Here is a 19,016-nt window from a genome sequence, read left to right as displayed (position 1 = left end):
CCTGATCCACGGGCGCCGGACGGATCCCTGACGATCCGTCCGGCGCCCCGTCGGCGTCTCCCGGCGTCTACCAGGGCCGCCTGCGGCCCGCTCAGCGGCCGCCGGCACGGCTCCAGGCCCGGAGAGCCAGACCGCGTTCATCGGTCTTCTGACGGGCCACCAGCAGCGCGCCGTCCAGGGAGAGGGCGGCCAGCACCACCCGTCCCATGCCGTCGAGGGCCAGCGCCGGGTCATGCGCGCCCTGTTCGCCCGAGGGCGTCCACCACACGCCCGCCGCCTCGTCCTCCGTCGGATGGGCGGCGACGGACAGCCGTCCGCTCCGGGTGTCGCGGTGGACCAGGACGGTGCAGTCGTGGCCGTCCACCGGGGCGCGCAGCACGGCGACCGGTCCGGAGCCCTCCTCCCCGCCCAGGGCCACGGTGTCCTCGGTCTCCGGGCGCCAGGCGAGCAGCCCGCCGCCGTCCGCGTCCCGCCAGTAGTGGGTGACGGTGTCCCGGCTGCTCTCCACGGCGGAGGCGGACCACGCCTGGACGCGTGCCGGTATGTCGTCCCCGCGGCGCAGGGTGCCGCCGGGCTCCGGCTGGAACCAGCGCAGGGCGGCTCCCGCACCGGCCGGGGCGAGGAGTTCGACCCGGCCGTCGGCGGTCGCGGCGGCGGACAGCCCGTCGAGTACGTCCTTGCCCTTCAGGTCGGTCCAGCCGCCCCATTTGCCCTTGGCGTCCTGGCGGCGGCAGCTCACCCCGTGCCCGGCGTTGCGGACGAAGACATGCACCGCGCCCGAGGAGTCCACGGCCACGGCGGGCGCGCCGGTGCGCGCCGCCTTCCCCCGGTCCTTGGGGTGCGGGGTGCCGAGCGCATGCCATGCGGTCAGCGGACGGCCCGTCTGGAACTGGGTGGCATGGACGACATCGATCCGTGGGGGCTCGCCCTCGGGGCCGGGCTTGCGCCGCAGCCCCACCAGATGCGCATAGCCGTCGGCACCCTGAGCGACCGTCACCGCGCCGAGGTCCGGGGCGGCTATCAGCCGGGGGCCCGTCCACGACGGCCCTCCCGGACGCTCCTCGGTCCAGCGGGCGACACCTCCCGCCACCGGTGCGTAGGCCGTGAGCCTGCCGTCCTTGCCGCGGAGCAACCGCAACGCCATGGCCCGCCGCCACCCTCCCCGGCACTGTCGCCGTGTTCACACCCCGTCCATAGTATTTTGCCTGGTCTATGAACGGTTCTGACGCCGGTCCCGGTCCGGCCCCCGGTCTGGTGGTCGTGGACGCGGCGAACGTGGTCGGTTCGGTGCCCGACGGCTGGTGGCGCGACCGCCGCGGCGCGGCCGAACGGCTGCGCGACCGGCTGGCCGCCCACACCTCCCGCGGTCTCCCCGCGGTGGCGGGCGTTCCCGCCTGGGCGACCGGTCCGCCGCTGGACCTGGTCCTGGTGGTCGAGGGCGCGGCCCGCGGGGTGGAGTCGGTGGCGGGGATCCGGGTGGTCGCCGCGCCGGGCAGCGGCGACGACCGGATCGTGGAGCTCGTCGCGGAGCGGGGGCCGGACCGCCCGTGCCTGGTGGTGACCGCCGACCGGGGGCTGCGCGCCCGGGTGCGGGAGCTGGGCGCGGAGGTCACCGGCCCGCGGACGGTGCGCCCCGGGAGCTGAGGGTCAGCGCCCGGCCGGGAGGTTCATCCGGCTGTGCCGGCGTCCGTAGAGGAAGTAGACGACGAAGCCGATGGCCATCCACACCCCGAACCGCAGCCAGGTCTCGGCGGGCAGATTGAGCATCAGCCACAGCGAGGCCGCCACCGACACCAGCGGCAGCACCGGCACCCAGGGGGTGCGGAAGGCACGCGGCAGATCGGGGCGGGTGCGGCGCAGGATGATCACGCCGAGGGCGACCACGACGAAGGCGAAGAGGGTGCCGATGTTCACCAGTGCTGCCAGCTCGGAGATGCTGGTGAACCCCGCCACGATCGCGATGATCACGCCCAGCAGGACGGTGGACCGGTAGGGCGTGGCGAACCGCGGGTGCACCTTGGAGAAGACCCTCGGCAGCAGCCCGTCCCGGCTCATCGCGAAGAACACCCGGCTCTGGCCGAGCAGCAGGATCATGCACACCGTGGTGAGGCCGACGGCCGCGCCGAAACTGATCAGGCCCGCGTAGAACGGATGGCCGGTCTCCTTGAAGGCGTCGGCGAGGGGGGCGTCGATCGACAGCTCGGTGTACTTGCGCATCCCGGTGACCACGATGGACACCGCGACGTACAGCAGGGTGCAGATGAGGAGCGAGCCGAGGATGCCGCGCGGCATGTCGCGCTGCGGGTTGCGGGTCTCCTCGGCCGCGGTGGCCACGATGTCGAAGCCGATGAAGGCGAAGAAGACCACCGCGGCGGCGGCGAAGATGCCCTGGACGCCGAAGGTGGTCGGCTCGTAGCCGAACATCAGCTGGATCATCGGCGCGGTGAGTCCGGAGCCCTCGACGGTGCCCTTGGGCTCGGGGATGAAGGGGTCGTAGTTCCCGGGCTTGATGAAGAACGCGCCCGCGATGATGACCAGCAGCACCACGGTGACCTTCACCGCCACGACCACGGAGGTCACCCGCGCGGACAGCTTCATGCCGACGACAAGGATCACGGTGAGCGCGAGCACCAGCAGGAAGGCCAGCAGGTCGAAGCCGAAGCCGTGGGCCGCCTCGGGGCCGGAGAGGGCGGCCGGGAGGTGCCATCCGGCGTTGTCCATCAGCGAGCGCATATAGCCGGACCAGCCGACCGCGACCACGGCGGTGCCCAGCGCGAACTCCAGCACCAGGTCCCAGCCGATGATCCAGGCGGGCAGTTCGCCGAGCGAGGCGTAGGAGAAGGTGTACGCGGACCCGGCCACCGGCACGGTGGAGGCGAACTCGGCGTAGCACAGGGCCGCGAGCGCGCAGACGATGCCCGCGACGACGAAGGCGAGGGCGGTCGCCGGGCCCGCCTGCTCCTTGGCCACGGATCCGGTCAGCACGAAGATGCCGGTCCCGATGATGACGCCGACGCCGAAGACGGTGAGGTCCAGGGCGGACAGCGACCGGGTCAGCGCATGCTCGGGCTCCTCGGTGTCCTGGATGGACTGCTCGACGGACTTGGTCCGCAGATAGTCCGGCCGGGCCCTGGCCCTGGTGCCACGGCCCGCGGAGCCGCCGTCGGGTTTCTGCTCGCTCACCGGTGCCACCTCCACGCCTGCCCGTGCCCCGTGCGGGCCCATGGTTCAGCCAACCGGTGGGCGGCGGGGCGGGGGCACACTCCGGGCCCCCGCCGATTCACCCGATGGGGCGGGCGCGCGGGAGACGCGCTGGGCCGGTCGGAGCACGAGGCTCCGACCGGCCCGGGAAGGTATGACGGCCGGGTCTAGTCGCGCACCGGCTCCCCGGCGGATGTCCGCTGCGCCACCTGTGCGTCCCGGTCCGCACCGGCCGGGCCGGTGGTCCCGGCCGCGCCGTCGTCGTCGCGGTTGCCGATCCGGGAGACCAGGCCGGTCACCTGGCGGGCGATGTCCGGGGCGGTCAGCCCGATCTCGGCCATGACCTCCTTGCGGGAGGCATGGTCCAGGAAGCGCGGCGGGATGCCGAAGTCACGCACCGGCATGTCGACACCGGAGTCGCGCAGCGCCTGGGCGATGGCGGAACCCACACCGCCGACCCGGCTGTTGTCCTCGACGGTGACCACGACGCGGTGGCGCTCGGCGAGCGCGGGCAGCTCCTCGTCGACCGGCTTGACCCAGCGGGGGTCCACCACAGTGGTGGAAATGCCCTGTTTGTCGAGAAGGTCGGCAACCTCCAGGCACATCGGGGCGAGCGCCCCGACCGAGACCAGCAGCACGTCCGGCCGCTCGCGGTCGGCCCGCGCGGGCTCGCGCAGCACGTCCATCCCGCCGATCCGGGCGACGGCGGCCACCGCGGGACCCACCGCGCCCTTGGAGTAGCGGACCACGGTCGGCGCGTCATCGACCTGGACGGCTTCCCGTAGCTGGGCGCGGACCTGGTCGGCGTCGCGCGGGGCGGCGATCCGCACCCCGGGGATCACCTGGAGGATCGACATGTCCCACATGCCGTTGTGCGAGGCACCGTCCGTACCGGTGATCCCGGCCCGGTCCAGGACGAAGGTCACCCCGCACTTGTGCAGCGCCACATCCATCAGGACCTGGTCGAAGGCGCGGTTGAGGAAGGTGGCGTAGACCGCGAAGACCGGGTGCAGACCGCCGGTGGCCAGGCCCGCCGCCGATACGGCCGCATGCTGCTCGGCGATGCCGACGTCGTAGACCCGCTCCGGGAAGCGCTTGGCGAACTCGGTGAGCCCCACCGGGTGCAGCATGGCCGCGGTGATGGCCACGATGTCCTCGCGCTCCTCACCGAGCTTGACCATCTCCTCACCGAAGACCGAGGTCCAGTCGGCGCCGGAGGCGGAGATCGGCAGACCGGTGTCCGGGTGGATCTTGCCGACCGCGTGGAAGCGATCCGCCTCGTCCTGGAGGGCGGGCTGGTAGCCGCGGCCCTTCTCGGTGAGGCAGTGCACGATGACCGGGCCGCCGAACCGCTTGGCGCGCTGCAGCGCGGACTCCAGGGCCTCGATGTCATGGCCGTCGATCGGGCCGACGTACTTCAGCCCCAAGTCCTCGAACATGCCCTGCGGGGTGATGAAGTCCTTCAGCCCCTTCTTGGCGCCGTGCAGGGTCTCGTAGAGCGGCCGGCCGACGACCGGGGTGCGCTCCAGCAGGTCCTTGCCGCGGGCGAGGAAGCGCTCGTACCCATCGGTGGTGCGCAGCGTCGCGAGGTGGTTGGCCAGGCCGCCGATGGTCGGCCCGTAGGAGCGCTCGTTGTCGTTGACGACGATGACCAGCGGACGGTTCTTGGCGGCGGCGATGTTGTTGAGCGCCTCCCAGGCCATACCGCCGGTGAGCGCCCCGTCACCGATCACGGCGACCACGTGGTCCTGCTTCTTGAGCAGCTCGTTGGCCTTGGCCAGGCCCTCGGCCCAGCCGAGGACGGTCGAGGCGTGGCTGTTCTCGATGACGTCGTGCTCGGACTCGGCCCGCGAGGGGTAACCGGACAGTCCGCCCTTGCTCTTGAGCCGGGAGAAGTCCTGGCGGCCGGTGAGCAGCTTGTGGACGTAGGACTGGTGGCCGGTGTCCAGCAGCACCTTGTCCCGGGGGGAGTCGAAGACCCGGTGCAGGGCGATGGTCAGCTCGACCACACCGAGGTTGGGGCCGAGGTGGCCACCGGTCTTGGAGACGGCGTCGACGAGAAAGGTGCGGATCTCCGCGGCCAGCTGGTTCAGCTCCTCCGGAGCGAGCCGGTCCAGATCGCGCGGTCCCCTGATGCGGGTCAGCAGCACCCGTGCCTCCTTGCTTCGAGCGTCTCCATCGAGCCTTGCCGGTCCGCCCGAGTCTAGTGTTCCGCTCTGTGCCCAAGACCCCGGCCCATGCGATGTCGGTCACGCGAACGGACGAGCCCGGCACCGCCCCAGGGGCGGTGCCGGGCCATGGTCCCGCGGACGCCGTGGATCAACCGCGTCCGGCGGAGCGTTGTGTTCTGCGCGACACCGAGTCGATCACGACGGCGGCCAGCAGCACCCCGCCGGTGATCATGTACTGCACGGAGTTGGCCACGCCCAGGAGGCTCATCCCGGACGAGATCGAACCGATGACCAGCATGCCGAGCATCGCCGACCAGACCGAGCCCCGGCCGCCGAAGAGGCTGGTGCCACCGATGACCGCCGCCGCGATGGCCTCCATCAGCAGGTTGCCGGTACCGGCCTGCTGGCTGGCGGAACCCACCCTGGAGGCGATCATGAGACCACCGCAGGCGGCCATCAGCCCGGCGAGGGCGAAGACCGACACCCGGATGGCGGCGACGTTGATGCCCGCGCGCCGCGCCGCCTCGACGCTGCCGCCGAGCGCGATCACCTTGCGTCCGTAGGCGGTGCGGCGGACCACGAAGTCCAGCACCACCAGCACCACCACGAAGATCACCAGGCCGAGCGGCAGACCCTTGTACTCGTTCAGCCGCCAGGCCGCCGTGAAGACGATCGCCGCGATCACCACGGTGCGCACCACGATCTCGCTCAGCGGCCGGGACGGGACGCCGGCCGCCTTGCGCCGCCTGGTGTCGGCGAACTGGGCGAGGAAGAAGCCCACCACCGCGACCGTGGCCGCCCCGTACGCGGCGGCCAGGTCGGTGAAGTAGTGATCGGTCAGGGTGCGGACGAAGCTGTCGTCGTCGATGCCGATGGTGCCGGTGGTGCCCAGCACCTGGAGCATCAGTCCGTTCCAGGCCAGCAGACCGGCCAGGGTGACCACGAACGCGGGTACGCCGATCTTGGCGAAGAAGAAGCCGTGGATCGCGCCCAGGGCCGCACCGGCCCCCAGCGCCGCGGCCACGGCTATGCCCTCGGGCACCCCGTGGTTGACGTTGAGCACCGCCAGGGTGGCCGCGGCCAGACCGCTGACCGAGCCGACGGAGAGATCGATCTCACCCAGCAGCAGGACGAACACGATCCCGACCGAGATCATGCCGGTGCCGCCGATCAGGACGGACAGGTCGGAGAGGTTCTTGGGCGAGAGGAAGGCGCTGTCCTTCCACTGGAAGACCGCCCAGATGATGGCGATGCCGACGATGACCGGGACCGCGCCCAGATCACCGCTGCGCATCTTGCGGCTGAACTCCGTCAGATAGCCCTTGAAGCCCTCCTGGCGCACCAGCAGCCGCGGGTCGACCACGGTGACGGCGTCCTTCGCGACCGGGTTGGGATCGGCCGCACCGCCGTTCCGCTTGTTGCCGCCGTTCTTCCTGTGGACGTTGGTGGTCACTTCGCGACCTCCCCGCTGCGCGCCTTGCGGCGGGTCACGGCATTGTCCGTGGCGCCGGTGATGGCGGAAATGATCTCTTCCTGAGAGGTGGAACGGACCTCGAAGGTGCCGTTGTTGCGGCCCAGGCGCAGCACCGCGACCCGGTCCGCGACCGCCTTGACGTCGGCCATGTTGTGGCTGATGAGGATCACCGCGAGACCGCGTTCGCGCAGCCGCTCGACCAGGTCCAGCACCTGGGCGGTCTGCTCGACGCCCAGGGCGGCGGTCGGCTCGTCCAGGATCACCAGCTTGGGCTCGCCCAGCATCGACCGCGCGATGGCGACGGTCTGCCGCTGACCGCCGGAGAGCGAGGCGATCGGAATCCGGACGCTGGGGATCCGGATGGACAGGGTCTGGAGCAGCTCACGGGCGCGGCGCTCCATCTCGACCTCGTCCAGCACTCCGCCGCGCAGGATCTCGCGCCCGAGGAAGAGGTTGCCGACGACGTCGATGTTGTCGCAGAGGGCGAGGTCCTGGTAGACGGTCGCGATGCCCAGCTCCTGGGCGTCGTGCGGTCGGCTGATCTGGACCGGCCGGCCCTGCCAGGCGAGGACGCCCTCGTCGGCGGGGCCGACTCCGGCGATGGTCTTGACGAGGGTGGACTTGCCCGCGCCGTTGTCGCCCACCAGGGCGACAACTTCACCGGCATGGACCTCCAGGTGGATGTCGCTCAGCGCCTGGACAGCGCCAAACCGCTTGGAGATCCCGCGCAACGCCAACACGGGTTCGTTCGGCACGATGGCCATCTCCGTTCCGGGCAGGGCGAGCCCTGCTGCATAACGGAGGGGAGAGCGCTCTCTCCCCTCGACTGGGGGGGTGTCAGGGGGCCGTTGCGGGCCGCCCGCGTAGGTCACGGGCGGCCCACCGGGCGCTACTTGAGGAGACCGGCCTCTTCGCAGGCGGCCTTGTACTTGGCGGTGCAGATCTTGTCGACCTTGTAGAGACCGTCCTTGACGACGGTGTCCTTGATGTTGTCCTTGGTCAGCGAGACCGGGGTGATCAGCGTGGCCGGGATCCCCTTGGTGGTCGGGCTGTCCACCGTGTTGGACTCATTGGGCTTCTCACCCCGGCCGAGCGCGATGACCATCTCGGCGGCGGCGGTGGCCTCCGGCTCGTACGGCTTGTAGACGCTCATGTACTGGGTACCGGCCAGGATGCGCTGCACACCGGCGAGCTCGGCGTCCTGTCCGGTGACCGGGGGCAGCGGGTTCACGCCGCCGCTCTTGAGCGAGGTGATCGCGCCACCGGCCATGGTGTCGTTGGCGGAGTAGACACCGATGATGTTGTTCTTGCCCAGGGAGGAGATGGCACCGTTCATGTTCTTGTTGGCCTCGTCGGCGAGCCAGCGGTCGACGTCGTAGCTCTTGCCGATCTCGACCTTGCCCTTGAGGACGGAGAGCGCGCCCTTCTTGAACATCGCGGCGTTGGGGTCCGCCTCCCAGCCGTTGAGCATGACGATCTTGCCGTCCTTGGCCTTGTCGCCCAGCGCCTTCAGCAGCGCCTCGCCCTGGACCTTGCCGACCTTCTCGTTGTCGAAGGAGGTGTACCCGGAGACCGGGCCCTGGGCGAGCCGGTCGTAGGCGACGACCGGGATGTCGGCCTCGTCGGCCTTCTTGACCGAGCCGGCGATGGCCTCGGAGTCCACCGCGTCCAGGATGATCGCGTCGACCTTCTTGGTGATCATCGAGTCGACCTGCTGCTGCTGGAGCGCGGGGTCGGACTTGGCGTTGACGTAGACGACCTTGCACTCCGCGCAGAGCGCCTTGATCTTCTTCGTGATCAGCGGCCGGTCAAAGTTCTCGTATCTCGCGGTCTGGTCCTCGGGCAGGAGCAGTCCGATGGTGAGGGGGCCGGTCTTCTTCTTGCCGTCCGACTTGTCGTCGCCGGCTTCCTTCGCCGAACCGCAGGCGGCAAGCGAGACGGCCATGGACACGACAGCACTGGCGATGGCGACGCGACGCATCGTTGAGTTCATATTGGGGGTGACCTCCCTGACGAGGCCGCGTCCACGCGGCCGAGGTGGCTGGAAGTCAACTCGGCCGCCCGCATGACGTCAAGAAGTAAATCCTTAACGAGATGGCAACGGTGCCATTCGTTATCTGAGTGAACGCAGCCGGACGAGGCCGCATAGACGCAGCGTGACCGGACAAAGGTGGTCAGGTCAGGGCAGGCGCTCCGGCCGGAACCGGCCCCGCCGCACCGGCGGCTCCGTCCAGCAACGTCGAGTCGCCCATCTCGCTCAGCACCAGCGCCAGCGCGCCCAGCACTTCGGCCCGGCCGCCGAGGGCCCCGGGCATCACCGAGAGCTGCCGTGCGGCGCTGGGGATGGCGTAGCGGGCCACGGATTCGCGGATCGGGGCGAGCACCAGCTCCCCCGCCTCGGCGAGCTGACCGCCGAGCACCATGCGGCTCGGGTTGATCAGATTGCACAGATTCGCCACTCCGCTGCCGATATGGCGCCCGACGTCCGCGATCACCCGCCGGCAGCCGGGGTCGCCCTCGCGGGCGAGCTGCACCATGCGTTCAACGGTCAGATCCATGCCGTGGCTGGAGTAGAGCAGCGGCAGGACGTAGCGGGCCGCGGTGAAGGTCTCCAGACAGCCGCGGTTGCCGCAGCGGCAGACCGGACCCGACTCGTCCAGGGTGATGTGCCCGATCTCGCCCGCCGTGCCGCCCGGACCGCGGTAGATCTGTCCGCTGATCACCAGACCGGCGCCGACACCGTCGGCGACCTTGATGTACGCGAGGTCGGCGACCCCCCGCCCGGAGCCCCACACCAGCTCGCCGAGGGCGCCGAGGTTGGCGTCGTTGTCGACGTGCACCGGCACGCCGAGCCGCTGGGCGAGGTCATCGCGCGGATTGGTGCCCGCCCAGCCCGGCAGGATCGCCGTGGAGCCCAGCGTGCCCGTCTCGACGTCGATGGGCGCGGGCACACCGAGGCCGACGCCGACCACCTTGTCCTGCCGCAGTCCGGTGGCCGCGATCAGCCTGCTGACCAGCTGCTCGGCCCGGTCCAGACCCTGTGAGGCGGATGCGTCCACATCCAGCGGCTCGGATTCCTCGGCCAGCACCTGGTGGGCGAGGTTGCCGACGGCGACCCGCAGGTGGGTGTGGCCGAAGTCCACACCGACGACGATGCCCGCGTCCCCGCTCAGGGAGACGCTGCGGGCCCGGCGACCACCCGCCGAGGTGGGCGTGACCTCGACCGTTCCCCCGTCCTTGAGCTCACGGACGATATTGGAGACGGTGGCGGCGGACAGCCCCGTGCTCCGGGCGATCTCCGCCTGGGTGAGCGAGCCCGCCATGCGCACCGCCCGCACCACCCGCTCGAGGTTGGCCCGGTGCAGCGACGACTGCGATCCCGGAGTCTCCACGCCCATCCACTCCCGCCTTCACGGGCGGCACGACGACCGCTCCGCCGGCCGGGCCGCAACAGTGAGGCCCGACGGTGTCTCCAACATGTGAACTCTAAGATGAGCCGCCCCGGTTGCCCCACGTCAAGTCCTTGACACCTTCCGGACGGCTCCCGGACACCACGGTGCGCACGGCGCCGCGCCGGTGTGCGGCCAACGTACTGATGTGCGACGTTCCGCGCCGGGGCACCACTGTTCCGCAAGGGTACGGGGCGCCCCCGCCGAACGGCGGGGGCGCCCCGTCAACCGGTGTAAGGAGGCGCCGCTACTTGATCGCGCCCGCCGTCAGCCCGGCCTGGACCTGCCGCTGGAAGATGATGTAGACACCCAGCACCGGCAGCATCGCCAGCACCAGCCCGGCGAACAGCGCCGACCAGTCGCCCTTGTACTGCTGACTGGCTGCGAGCTGCACCAGACCCTGGGTGAGCACCCGCTTGTCCTCCTCGGTGTTCAGCACCGTCGGCAACATGTACTGGTTCCACTGCCCCAGGAAGTTGAAGATCCCCACGCTGATCAGGCCCGGTTTGGCCATCGGCAGCATCACCTGGAAGAAGGTGCGGGTCTGGGAGGCCCCGTCGATCAGGGCGGCCTCCGCCACCGAGCTCGGAAGGGTCTTGAAGAACGAGGTGAGGAAGAAGACCGTGAACGGCAGCGAATAGGCGATGTAGACCAGGATCAGTCCGTGGAAGGTGTTCAGCAGGGCCAGGTTCTTCATCACGAAGAACAGCGGCACCAGCGCCAGGATGATCGGGAAACTCATCCCGCCCACGAACATGAAGTAGACGACGCGCCGGCCCGGGAACTCGAACCGGGCCAGGACGTACGCCGCCATGGCGCCCAGCAGCATGGTGCCGACCAGTGAGCACCCCACCACCACCACGGTGTTGACGAAGAAGTCACCGATGTTCGACTTGCTCCAGGCACGCGACCAGTTGTCGAAGTGCAGGGTGCCGGGCAGCCCCCAGGGAGAGGTGAAGATCTCCTTGTCGGTCTTCAGGGAGCTCATCACCGCCCACAGCAGCGGCATGGTGACCAGGAGCGCCCAGAGCACCAGCATCCCGTGGGAGAAGACGTTGAGGACCTTGCCCTCGCTGCCGATCCGGCCCTCGGGGGTGTAACGCGGGGGAAGCTGGTCCCCGGCGGGCTCATGCGGGACGGCGTCGTCTTTTGCAGCGCCGCGGAGTTCCGAGGGCTGTGCGGGTGAGGTCACTGCGATACCCCCGGATCGTCGGTCGGGCGGCGGTCATGGTCATGGACGTGGCGGGCGGGCCCGGGCATCAGTACTCCAGCCGTTCGCGCCGGCCCAGCCTGGACACCACGACCGCGAAGATCATGGTGACGATGAGCATCGCCACGCCGATCGAGGTCGCGCGGCCGGCCTGCCCGTCGCGGAAGGTCTTGGTGTAGACGTAGTAGCCAAGCACCTGGGTGGAATCGGCGGGTCCGCCCGGCCCCACGGTCATGATCTGGACGACCGCGAAGGCGTCGAGGGCGAGGATGCCCATGTAGATCCAGCCGGTCTGGACCGTGTCCCACAGCAGCGGCAGGGTGATCCGGAAGAAGGTGGTGATCCGGTTCGCCCCGTCCAGCAGCGCCGCCTCGTAGAAGTCCTTGGGGATGGAGCTCATCCCGGCGGAGAACAGGACGACGTAGAAACCGACGTTGCACCAGACCATCACGACCATCAGGCACCACAGCGCCAGCTTCGGATCGGCCAGCCACTGCTGCTCCAGGGCGTCCAGTCCGATACCGCCCAGGAAGGCGTTGAGCGCCCCGTTGCGCGGGTTGTAGGTGAACTGGAACAGCAGGGCGACGATCGCGATCGACAGCACCTGCGGGAAGAAGTACACGACCTTGTAGAGGCTCGATCCGCGCACTCCGGAGACGGCCGAGTTCTTACGGCCCCGGCCGCCCACGTTGAGCATGAAGGCGAAGAAGAGCCCGAGGCCGAGCGTCACCAGCGGTACGACCAGCAGCAGCAGGACGTTGTGCCCGACCGCCTTCCAGAAGAGGTCGTCGTGGAGCAGCCAGTCGTAGTTGTCGAACCCGACCATCTTGAAGTCGGAGCTCAGGCCGGTCCAGTCGGTGAACGAGTAGAGGATGGCCTGGACGAACGGCGAGATCACGAAGACCGCGTACAACGAGACCGGCAGCACCAGGAATCCGATGACGAAGCCGTACTTCTGGAACCACCGGACCACCCCGGGCCGGGGGTCCTGACCGCTCACGGGCCGTACCTTGCCCACATCCCGCGGACCGGTCTCAGTCCTGACCTTCTCCATCTCACCGACCTCGGTCTTCCCCCGCGGCCACGACCGCTGGTGACGCGTCGAATGTCATCAGACGTGCTTGTACTTCTTGACGGCGTCGTCCTTGACCGTCTCGTCGGCGTACTTCTGGATCTTCTTGATCGCCTCGGCCGGGTTCATCCGGCCCGCCATCATCTCGCCCAGCACACCGACGCCGATCTGCTGCTTCTGGAGCGCCACGTACCAGTCCTGGAGCCGCGGGTTGACGACGTTCTTCCCGGCCTTCTCCAGGGCCTGCTGCGCGGACGCCAGCCCCGGCGGCAGGGACAGGCCCTCGGTGCCGCCGTTGAGCGAGGTGAGCGAGGAGACCTGCTGGACGAAGTTCTTGGTGGACTTCTCGCCCAGCATGATGCGCAGCAGCTCCATGCCGCCCTCGGGGTTCTTCGCCGACTTGGGCACGATGAAGGGCTCACCGCCGGAGGCCCACAGGGTGCCGAACGGCATCTTGTCCCCGCTGTCCAGGCTGGACGGCGCACTCACGGTCATCTGGAAGTTCTTCGGCGTGGTCTTCTTCGCCTCGTTCTCCACCCAGGAACCGTTCGGGATGAACAGCGCCTTGCCCTCGTTCCACGCGGTCTGGGACTCGATATGGGTCAGCCCCGGGGTGCCCTTGAGGATGTAGCCCTTCCGGTAGAGCTCGTAGTACGCCTCGAAGGCGGCCTTGACGGCCGGGTGCTTCCAGGCGTTGGGCTCCAGGTTGTCGATGGCGGTCAGGACATCGGCGCCGCCGATCTTCGCGATGAAGGGGTAGAGGCTGAAGGGCAGGTAGTAGGGGTACTTGCCCGGGTAGGTCCAGCCCGCGATGCCCTTCTTCTTGGCCTTGGCGCAGACCGCGAGCATGTCGTCCCAGGTCTCCGGGTACTCCACGTCCAGCTTCGCCAGATTGGTCTTGGAGTACCAGACGCCGTAGACGGTGTAGGCGTAGTAGAGCACCCAGACGGGCTTGCCCTCGAACTGCCCCATCTCCACGACACCGGGGCGCAGGGTGTCGCGCACCTTCTTCTTCGGGTCGTCGATGGAGGGCGCGTCCAGCAGCGGGGTGAGGTCCGTGAGCTGCTTCTTGCCGACCAGGGTGCCGAAGTCCATCTGCTCGGCGCCGGAGTTGTCGATGAGGTCCGGTGGGGTGCCGCCGTTGAAGCGCGGCTGGAGGGTGGTCTGGATCTTCTGGGTGGCCGAGTGCTTGACCTTGCCCTCGGTCTTCGGGAACGCCTTGGTGAACTCGCTCTCCGCGTCCTTGGCGTACTGCTGGCCGAAGCCGCCGTCGAAGATGACGACGTCGAGTCCGGCGCTCTCATTGACGGCAAGCGGGTTCTTGGCGCTCTTCTTGCCCTTGTCGACCTTGTTGGAATCGTCGTCGCCGCCGCTCGCGCAGGCGGTCAGCACACTGACGGACGGCACGGCGATCAGTCCGAGCGCCGCTGACCGCTTTACCAGGTCACGGCGGCCGACATCTGATGTGGATCCCATGCTCAAGTCCTCGCCTTCGTCAGGACTCAGGCGGTGTAACGGTCTCCCGTACATCTCGCCTCCGGCGAGGGGCCCGACACCGCGGGTCAGTTGAAGCGTGAAGCGGAGTATTGCTGGGTGTGCGCCGGGGAGTGCGGAGGCCCGCCGGGGCCCGCGCGAAGAGGGTGGCGGTGCGGCCCTCCCCCTGGGGCGACAGGTATAGTCCACTTGGTATCAACTGGGCAAGATCGAATCTTCATTGGGTAACAGTCTTTCCCGAGTTGAGACCTGTCCGACATACCGTAGGGGGCCACAGCCCGTACGGCGTGCCGCCGTGCGCATGATCACTCGAGAGGCGGTTCCCCCGTGTCCCGGAAGCAGCTCCCCTTGACCACCAGCGTTGTCGTGGCCGCGACACTCGCCCTGACCGCGGGATGCGGCTCCGACGGTGGCGGCTCATCGGCCGGAGACACCAAGGGCGGCGCCGCGATAGGCAAGGGCATGGCCCAGCTCCCCGTCGAGCCCACCGAAGAGCCCACCGAAGAGCCGACCGAAGAGCCCACGGACAGCCCCACCGGTGGATCCGGCCTGGTCACCTCGGACGCCAAGATGGGCACCTGCGGCTGGGGATCGGACGGCAAGCCCTACGCCAACATCAAGATCAGCAACTCCAGCTCCACCACCGCCTACTACACCCTGCTGGTCGGCTTCGTGGACGACGCGGGCAAGGTGGTGACCACGGGCACCAAGTCCGACGCCTCGGTCGCGGGTGACTCCGACAAGACCATCAAGGTCGTGGCGTTCGAGGCGGACAGCGCCAAGAAGGCGAAGAAGTGCCGGCTCTCGCTCGGCACCAAGTCCGACACCGCCGACTGACCGCGCTTCCGAATCACCCTGATGGCCGTGGGCCGTACCCCCCAACGGGCGTACGGCCCACGGTGCGTGGACCGGGCCACCGCTCCGCCTCCCGCCCGGTCCGATCCCCGTCGCGTTCTTGACACCGCCCTCCCCCGGCCGTCCTACTTATCTCTGCGCAATGCACCTTGACAACGTTGTCATATGCATGGGGAGGCGGCGCATGCGACAGGGACCACCACGGCGACGACGGAGAACCGGACGAACGGCCGCCCTGCTGGCCGCCGTTCTGCTGGCGGTCACGGCACAAGGCACGGCACAGGCCGTACCGCGCGGACCGGACACCGCGGACCGCGCCGACCGGACGTTCGCCTCGTCCTTCGAAGCGGACGATCCACAGCCGGACTGGCGCGACACGGTCGAGACCGGCCCCGACGGGAAGAAGAAGGCGTCCGGCGTCGACGGCGGCTACGCCTCCGGAATCCCCGGCAACGTCACCGAAAAGGTCACCGGGGTCCGGGCCAGCGGGGAGAACGCCTCCGGCGGGGAGACCAAGGAGAACCTGGTCGACGGCGAGCTCACCAGCAAATGGCTGGTGTTCGAGAAGACCGCGTGGCTGGAGTTCGAGGTGAGCGAACCGGTCAAGGCCGTCCGCTACGCCCTCACCTCCGCCAACGACGCCCCCGGCCGCGACCCGAAGGACTGGACCCTCAAGGGCTCCGCCGACGGCTCGCACTGGACCGCGCTGGACAGCCGCGAGGGCGAGAGCTTCAGCTCGCGCCAGCAGACCCGGGAGTTCGGCTTCGGCAACTCCACCGGCTACCGGCACTTCCGGCTGGAGATCACCCGCAACGCCGGGGACGACCTCGTCCAGCTCGCCGAGGTACAGCTTGCGGTCGCCGGCGGCGCCCCGCCCGCCCCCTCCGAGATGCGCAGCCACACCGACCGCGGCCCCACCGGGTCCCCCACCGCCAAGGCGCGCGCGGGCTTCACCGGCACCCACGCGCTGCGCTACGCGGGCAGCCACACACCGGACGGCCACGCGTACTCGTACAACAAGGTCTTCGACGTGAACACGGCCGTCGACCGGAACACCGTGCTCTCGTACCGGGTCTTCCCCTCGATGCCGGAGACCGATCTCTCCTATCCGGCCACCCATGTCTCGGTCGACCTCGCCTTCACCGACGGCAGCTACCTCAGCGAGCTGGCGGGGGCGGTGGACCAGCACGGCGCCCGGATGAGCCCGGACGGACAGGCGGCCTCCAAGACGCTCTACGTCAACCAGTGGAACCACAAGGAGTCCCGGATCGGCGCGGTCGCCGCGGGCCGGACGGTCGACCGGATCCTGGTGGCGTACGACTCCCCCAAGGGTCCGGCGCGGTTCCAGGGGTGGGTGGACGACATCTCGCTGACCCCTCAGCAGCCGGAGAAGCCCCCGGCCCATCTGTCCGACCATGCCGTGACCACCCGCGGCACCAACTCCAGCGGCTCCTTCTCGCGCGGCAACACCTTCCCGGCCACCGCCGTACCCCATGGCTTCAACTTCTGGACGCCGGTGACGAACGCGGGCTCCACCGACTGGCTCTACCAGTACGCCCGCGCCAACAACGCCGACAACCTCCCCACCATCCAGGCGTTCGGCACCAGCCACGAGCCCAGCCCCTGGATGGGCGACCGGCAGACCTTCCAGCTCATGCCGTCCGCCGCGGCCGGCGTCCCGGACGCCTCCCGGACCGCCCGCGCGCTGCCGTTCCGCCATGAACGCGAGACCGCCCGGCCGTACGCGTACGGGGTGACCTTCGAGAACGGGCTGAAGGCCCGGATCGCGCCGACCGACCATGCGGCGATGATGCGCTTCACCTACCCGGGGAAGCAGGCGAGCGTTCTGTTCGACAATGTCTCCGGTGACGGCGGGCTGACCCTCGACGCCGAACGCGGAGTGGTGAGCGGCTACTCCGATGTGAAGAGCGGACTGTCCGCCGGCGCCACCCGGATGTTCGTCTACGGCGTCTTCGACGCGCCCGTGACCGCGAGCGGCAGACTGCCGGGCGGCGGTGGCAAGGACGTCACCGGCTACTTCCGCTTCGCCCCCGGTGAGGACCGCACCGTGACCCTGCGGCTGGCCACCTCGCTCCTCGGCGTGGACCAGGCGAAGACCAATCTGGAGCGGGAGATCCCGGAGTCGTCCTCCTTCGCCCGGGTCGAGCGGGAGGCTCAGCGGGCCTGGGACAAGGTGCTGGGAGTGATCGAGGTCGAGGGGGCCGACCCGGACCAGCTCACCACTCTCTACTCCAGCCTCTACCGGCTGTACCTGTATCCCAACTCCGCCTTCGAGAACACCGGGACCGTCCGCAAGCCCCGCTACCGGTACGCGAGCCCCTTCTCTGCACCCACCGGCGAGAACACCCCGACCCGCACCGGCGCGAAGATCGTCGACGGCAAGGTCTATGTCAACAACGGGTTCTGGGACACCTACCGCACCACCTGGCCCGCCTACTCCCTGCTCACCCCCCGGCGGGCGGCCGAGCTGGCGGACGGCTTCGTCCAGCAGTACAAGGACGGGGGCTGGATATCCCGCTGGTCCTCCCCCGGCTACGCCGACCTGATGACCGGCACCAGTTCCGACGTGGCCTTCGCGGACGCCTACCTCAAGGGCGTCGGGCTCGACGGGGAGGCCGCGTACGAGGCGGCGGTGAAGAATGCGACCACCGTCCCGCCCTCCCCCGGTGTCGGCCGTAAGGGCATGGCCACCTCCCCCTTCCTCGGCTACACCAGCACCGAGACCCATGAGGGGCTGTCCTGGGCACTGGAGGGCTACCTCAATGACTTCGGGATCGCGCGCATGGGCGAGGCGCTCTACGCCAGGACCAAGAAGGCGCGCTACAAGGAGGAGTCGGAGTACTTCCTGAACCGCGCCCGGAACTACGTCCGGCTCTTCGACCCCGGGGCCGGGTTCTTCCAGGGCCGGGACGCGGACGGGAAGTGGCGGCTGCCGTCGGAGAAGTACGACCCCCGGGTCTGGGGCCACGACTACACCGAGACCAACGGCTGGGGCTACGCCTTCACCGCGCCCCAGGACAGCCGGGGCCTGGCCAACCTCTACGGCGGCCGGTCCGGGCTCGCGAAGAAGCTGGACACCTACTTCAGCACCCCGGAGACCGCCTCCCCCGAGTTCGCCGGGTCCTACGGCGGTGTCATCCACGAGATGACCGAGGCCCGTGACGTCCGCATGGGCATGTACGGCCACAGCAACCAGGTCGCCCATCACGCCGCCTACATGTATGACGCGGCGGGACAGCCCTGGAAGACGCAAGCGACCGTACGCGAGGTGCTCTCCCGGCTCTACACCGGCAGTGAGATCGGCCAGGGCTACCACGGCGACGAGGACAACGGCGAGCAGTCCGCCTGGTACGTCTTCAGCGCGCTGGGGTTCTATCCGCTGGTGATGGGCGGTTCGGAGTACGCGGTCGGCTCGCCGCTGTTCACCAAGGCCACGGTGCACCTGGCAGGCGGCCGCGACCTGGTGATCAGGGCCCCGCGCAACAGCGCGCGGAACGTGTACGTCCAGGGCCTGGAGGTGAACGGCAAGCCCTGGCACAGCACCGCGCTGCCGCACAGGCTCCTCGCCCGGGGCGGCACGCTGGACTTCACCATGGGCCCCAAGCCCTCGCGCTGGGGTACGGGGAAGGACGCGGCGCCCTCCTCCGTCACCCGGGACGACGAGGTGCCCGCGCCGCGCGGCGATCTGACGGTGTCCGGCCGCGGTACCGCCCTGCTGGACGACACCTCGGGCACACACACCGCCTTCACCTCGGTGGACCTGCCGGTCAAGGATCCCGGCCGGGCCGTGCAGTACACCCTGACCTCGGCGGACCGGGGCGACGCGCCGTCCGGCTGGACGCTCCAGGGCTCGGCCGACGGTTCGCACTGGAAGGACCTGGACCGGCGGTCGGACCAGTCCTTCACCTGGGACCGGCAGACCCGGGTCTTCTCGGTCCGCGCGCCCGGACGTTACGGCCACTACCGTCTGGTGGCCGATGACCGGGCCACCCTCGCGGAGGTCGAACTGCTCGGCTGAGACCGGCCGGAGCCGGGGCCCGTCATGGTGCGGGCCCCGGCCTCAACACCC

13 protein-coding genes are annotated in these 19,016 nt (G+C 69.6%); 3 read left to right on the top strand and 10 right to left on the bottom strand.

Going from position 1 to position 19,016, the window contains the following annotated elements; translation table 11 throughout:
* Positions 1–91 precede the first annotated feature (91 nt).
* A complete protein-coding gene (locus tag NMK44_RS01335) occupies positions 92–1,144 on the bottom strand; it encodes a PLL family lectin (RefSeq protein ID WP_254737284.1) in 1,053 nt (350 codons plus the stop codon).
* 68 nt (positions 1,145–1,212) lie between these two features.
* Between NMK44_RS01335 and NMK44_RS01330 the strand changes: the two genes are divergently transcribed.
* Positions 1,213–1,644, top strand: a complete 432-nt coding sequence (locus NMK44_RS01330; protein WP_254737282.1) for a PIN domain-containing protein — start codon at positions 1,213–1,215, stop codon at positions 1,642–1,644.
* A gap of 3 nt (positions 1,645–1,647) precedes the next feature.
* Here the strand turns inward: NMK44_RS01330 and NMK44_RS01325 are convergent, their stop codons facing one another.
* The 9 genes from NMK44_RS01325 to ngcE form a co-directional block, all read right to left on the bottom strand.
* A complete protein-coding gene (locus NMK44_RS01325) occupies positions 1,648–3,114 on the bottom strand; it encodes an amino acid permease (RefSeq protein WP_254737805.1) in 1,467 nt (488 codons plus the stop codon).
* 254 nt (positions 3,115–3,368) lie between these two features.
* Complete coding sequence (gene dxs, locus NMK44_RS01320; protein ID WP_254737280.1) at positions 3,369–5,351, bottom strand: 1-deoxy-D-xylulose-5-phosphate synthase; 1,983 nt, start codon at positions 5,349–5,351, stop codon at positions 3,369–3,371.
* Positions 5,352–5,520: 169 nt separating this feature from the next.
* On the bottom strand, positions 5,521–6,825 hold the full coding sequence (locus tag NMK44_RS01315) for a sugar ABC transporter permease (protein ID WP_254737278.1): 1,305 nt from the start codon (positions 6,823–6,825) through the stop codon (positions 5,521–5,523).
* Positions 6,822–7,610 carry an ATP-binding cassette domain-containing protein gene (locus NMK44_RS01310; protein WP_254737276.1) on the bottom strand — a complete coding sequence of 263 codons (789 nt, stop codon included), beginning with the start codon at positions 7,608–7,610 and terminating at the stop codon, positions 6,822–6,824. The genes NMK44_RS01315 and NMK44_RS01310 overlap by 4 nt, the downstream gene beginning before the upstream one ends.
* A 125-nt stretch (positions 7,611–7,735) precedes the next feature.
* Positions 7,736–8,839, bottom strand: coding sequence for an ABC transporter substrate-binding protein (locus tag NMK44_RS01305; protein WP_254737274.1), 1,104 nt, complete (start codon positions 8,837–8,839; stop codon positions 7,736–7,738).
* A 181-nt stretch (positions 8,840–9,020) separates the two neighbouring features.
* Positions 9,021–10,238 (bottom strand): ROK family transcriptional regulator, encoded by a 1,218-nt coding sequence (locus tag NMK44_RS01300; protein WP_254737265.1) that lies wholly within the window; start codon positions 10,236–10,238, stop codon positions 9,021–9,023.
* Positions 10,239–10,542: 304 nt separating this feature from the next.
* Positions 10,543–11,487 carry a carbohydrate ABC transporter permease gene (locus NMK44_RS01295; protein WP_374215211.1) on the bottom strand — a complete coding sequence of 315 codons (945 nt, stop codon included), beginning with the start codon at positions 11,485–11,487 and terminating at the stop codon, positions 10,543–10,545.
* A gap of 67 nt (positions 11,488–11,554) precedes the next feature.
* Complete coding sequence (locus NMK44_RS01290) at positions 11,555–12,505, bottom strand: carbohydrate ABC transporter permease (RefSeq protein ID WP_254737263.1); 951 nt, start codon at positions 12,503–12,505, stop codon at positions 11,555–11,557.
* Between the two features lie 111 nt (positions 12,506–12,616).
* Positions 12,617–14,053 carry an N-acetylglucosamine/diacetylchitobiose ABC transporter substrate-binding protein gene (gene ngcE / locus NMK44_RS01285; RefSeq protein WP_254737261.1) on the bottom strand — a complete coding sequence of 479 codons (1,437 nt, stop codon included), beginning with the start codon at positions 14,051–14,053 and terminating at the stop codon, positions 12,617–12,619.
* Positions 14,054–14,419: 366 nt separating this feature from the next.
* Between ngcE and NMK44_RS01280 the strand changes: the two genes are divergently transcribed.
* The gene (locus NMK44_RS01280) at positions 14,420–14,908 is read left to right on the top strand and encodes a hypothetical protein (protein ID WP_254737259.1); all 489 of its coding nucleotides are present in this window, start codon (positions 14,420–14,422) and stop codon (positions 14,906–14,908) included.
* A 202-nt stretch (positions 14,909–15,110) separates the two neighbouring features.
* The gene (locus tag NMK44_RS01275) at positions 15,111–18,965 is read left to right on the top strand and encodes a GH92 family glycosyl hydrolase (RefSeq protein ID WP_254737257.1); all 3,855 of its coding nucleotides are present in this window, start codon (positions 15,111–15,113) and stop codon (positions 18,963–18,965) included.
* Positions 18,966–19,016 lie beyond the last annotated feature (51 nt).

It is taken from the genome of Streptomyces cucumeris (assembly GCF_024295805.1).
GTDB classification, from domain to species: Bacteria; Actinomycetota; Actinomycetes; order Streptomycetales; family Streptomycetaceae; genus Streptomyces; species Streptomyces cucumeris.
Note: the sequence above shows the minus strand (reverse complement) of the source record. Positions and strands in the feature narration are given on the sequence as shown.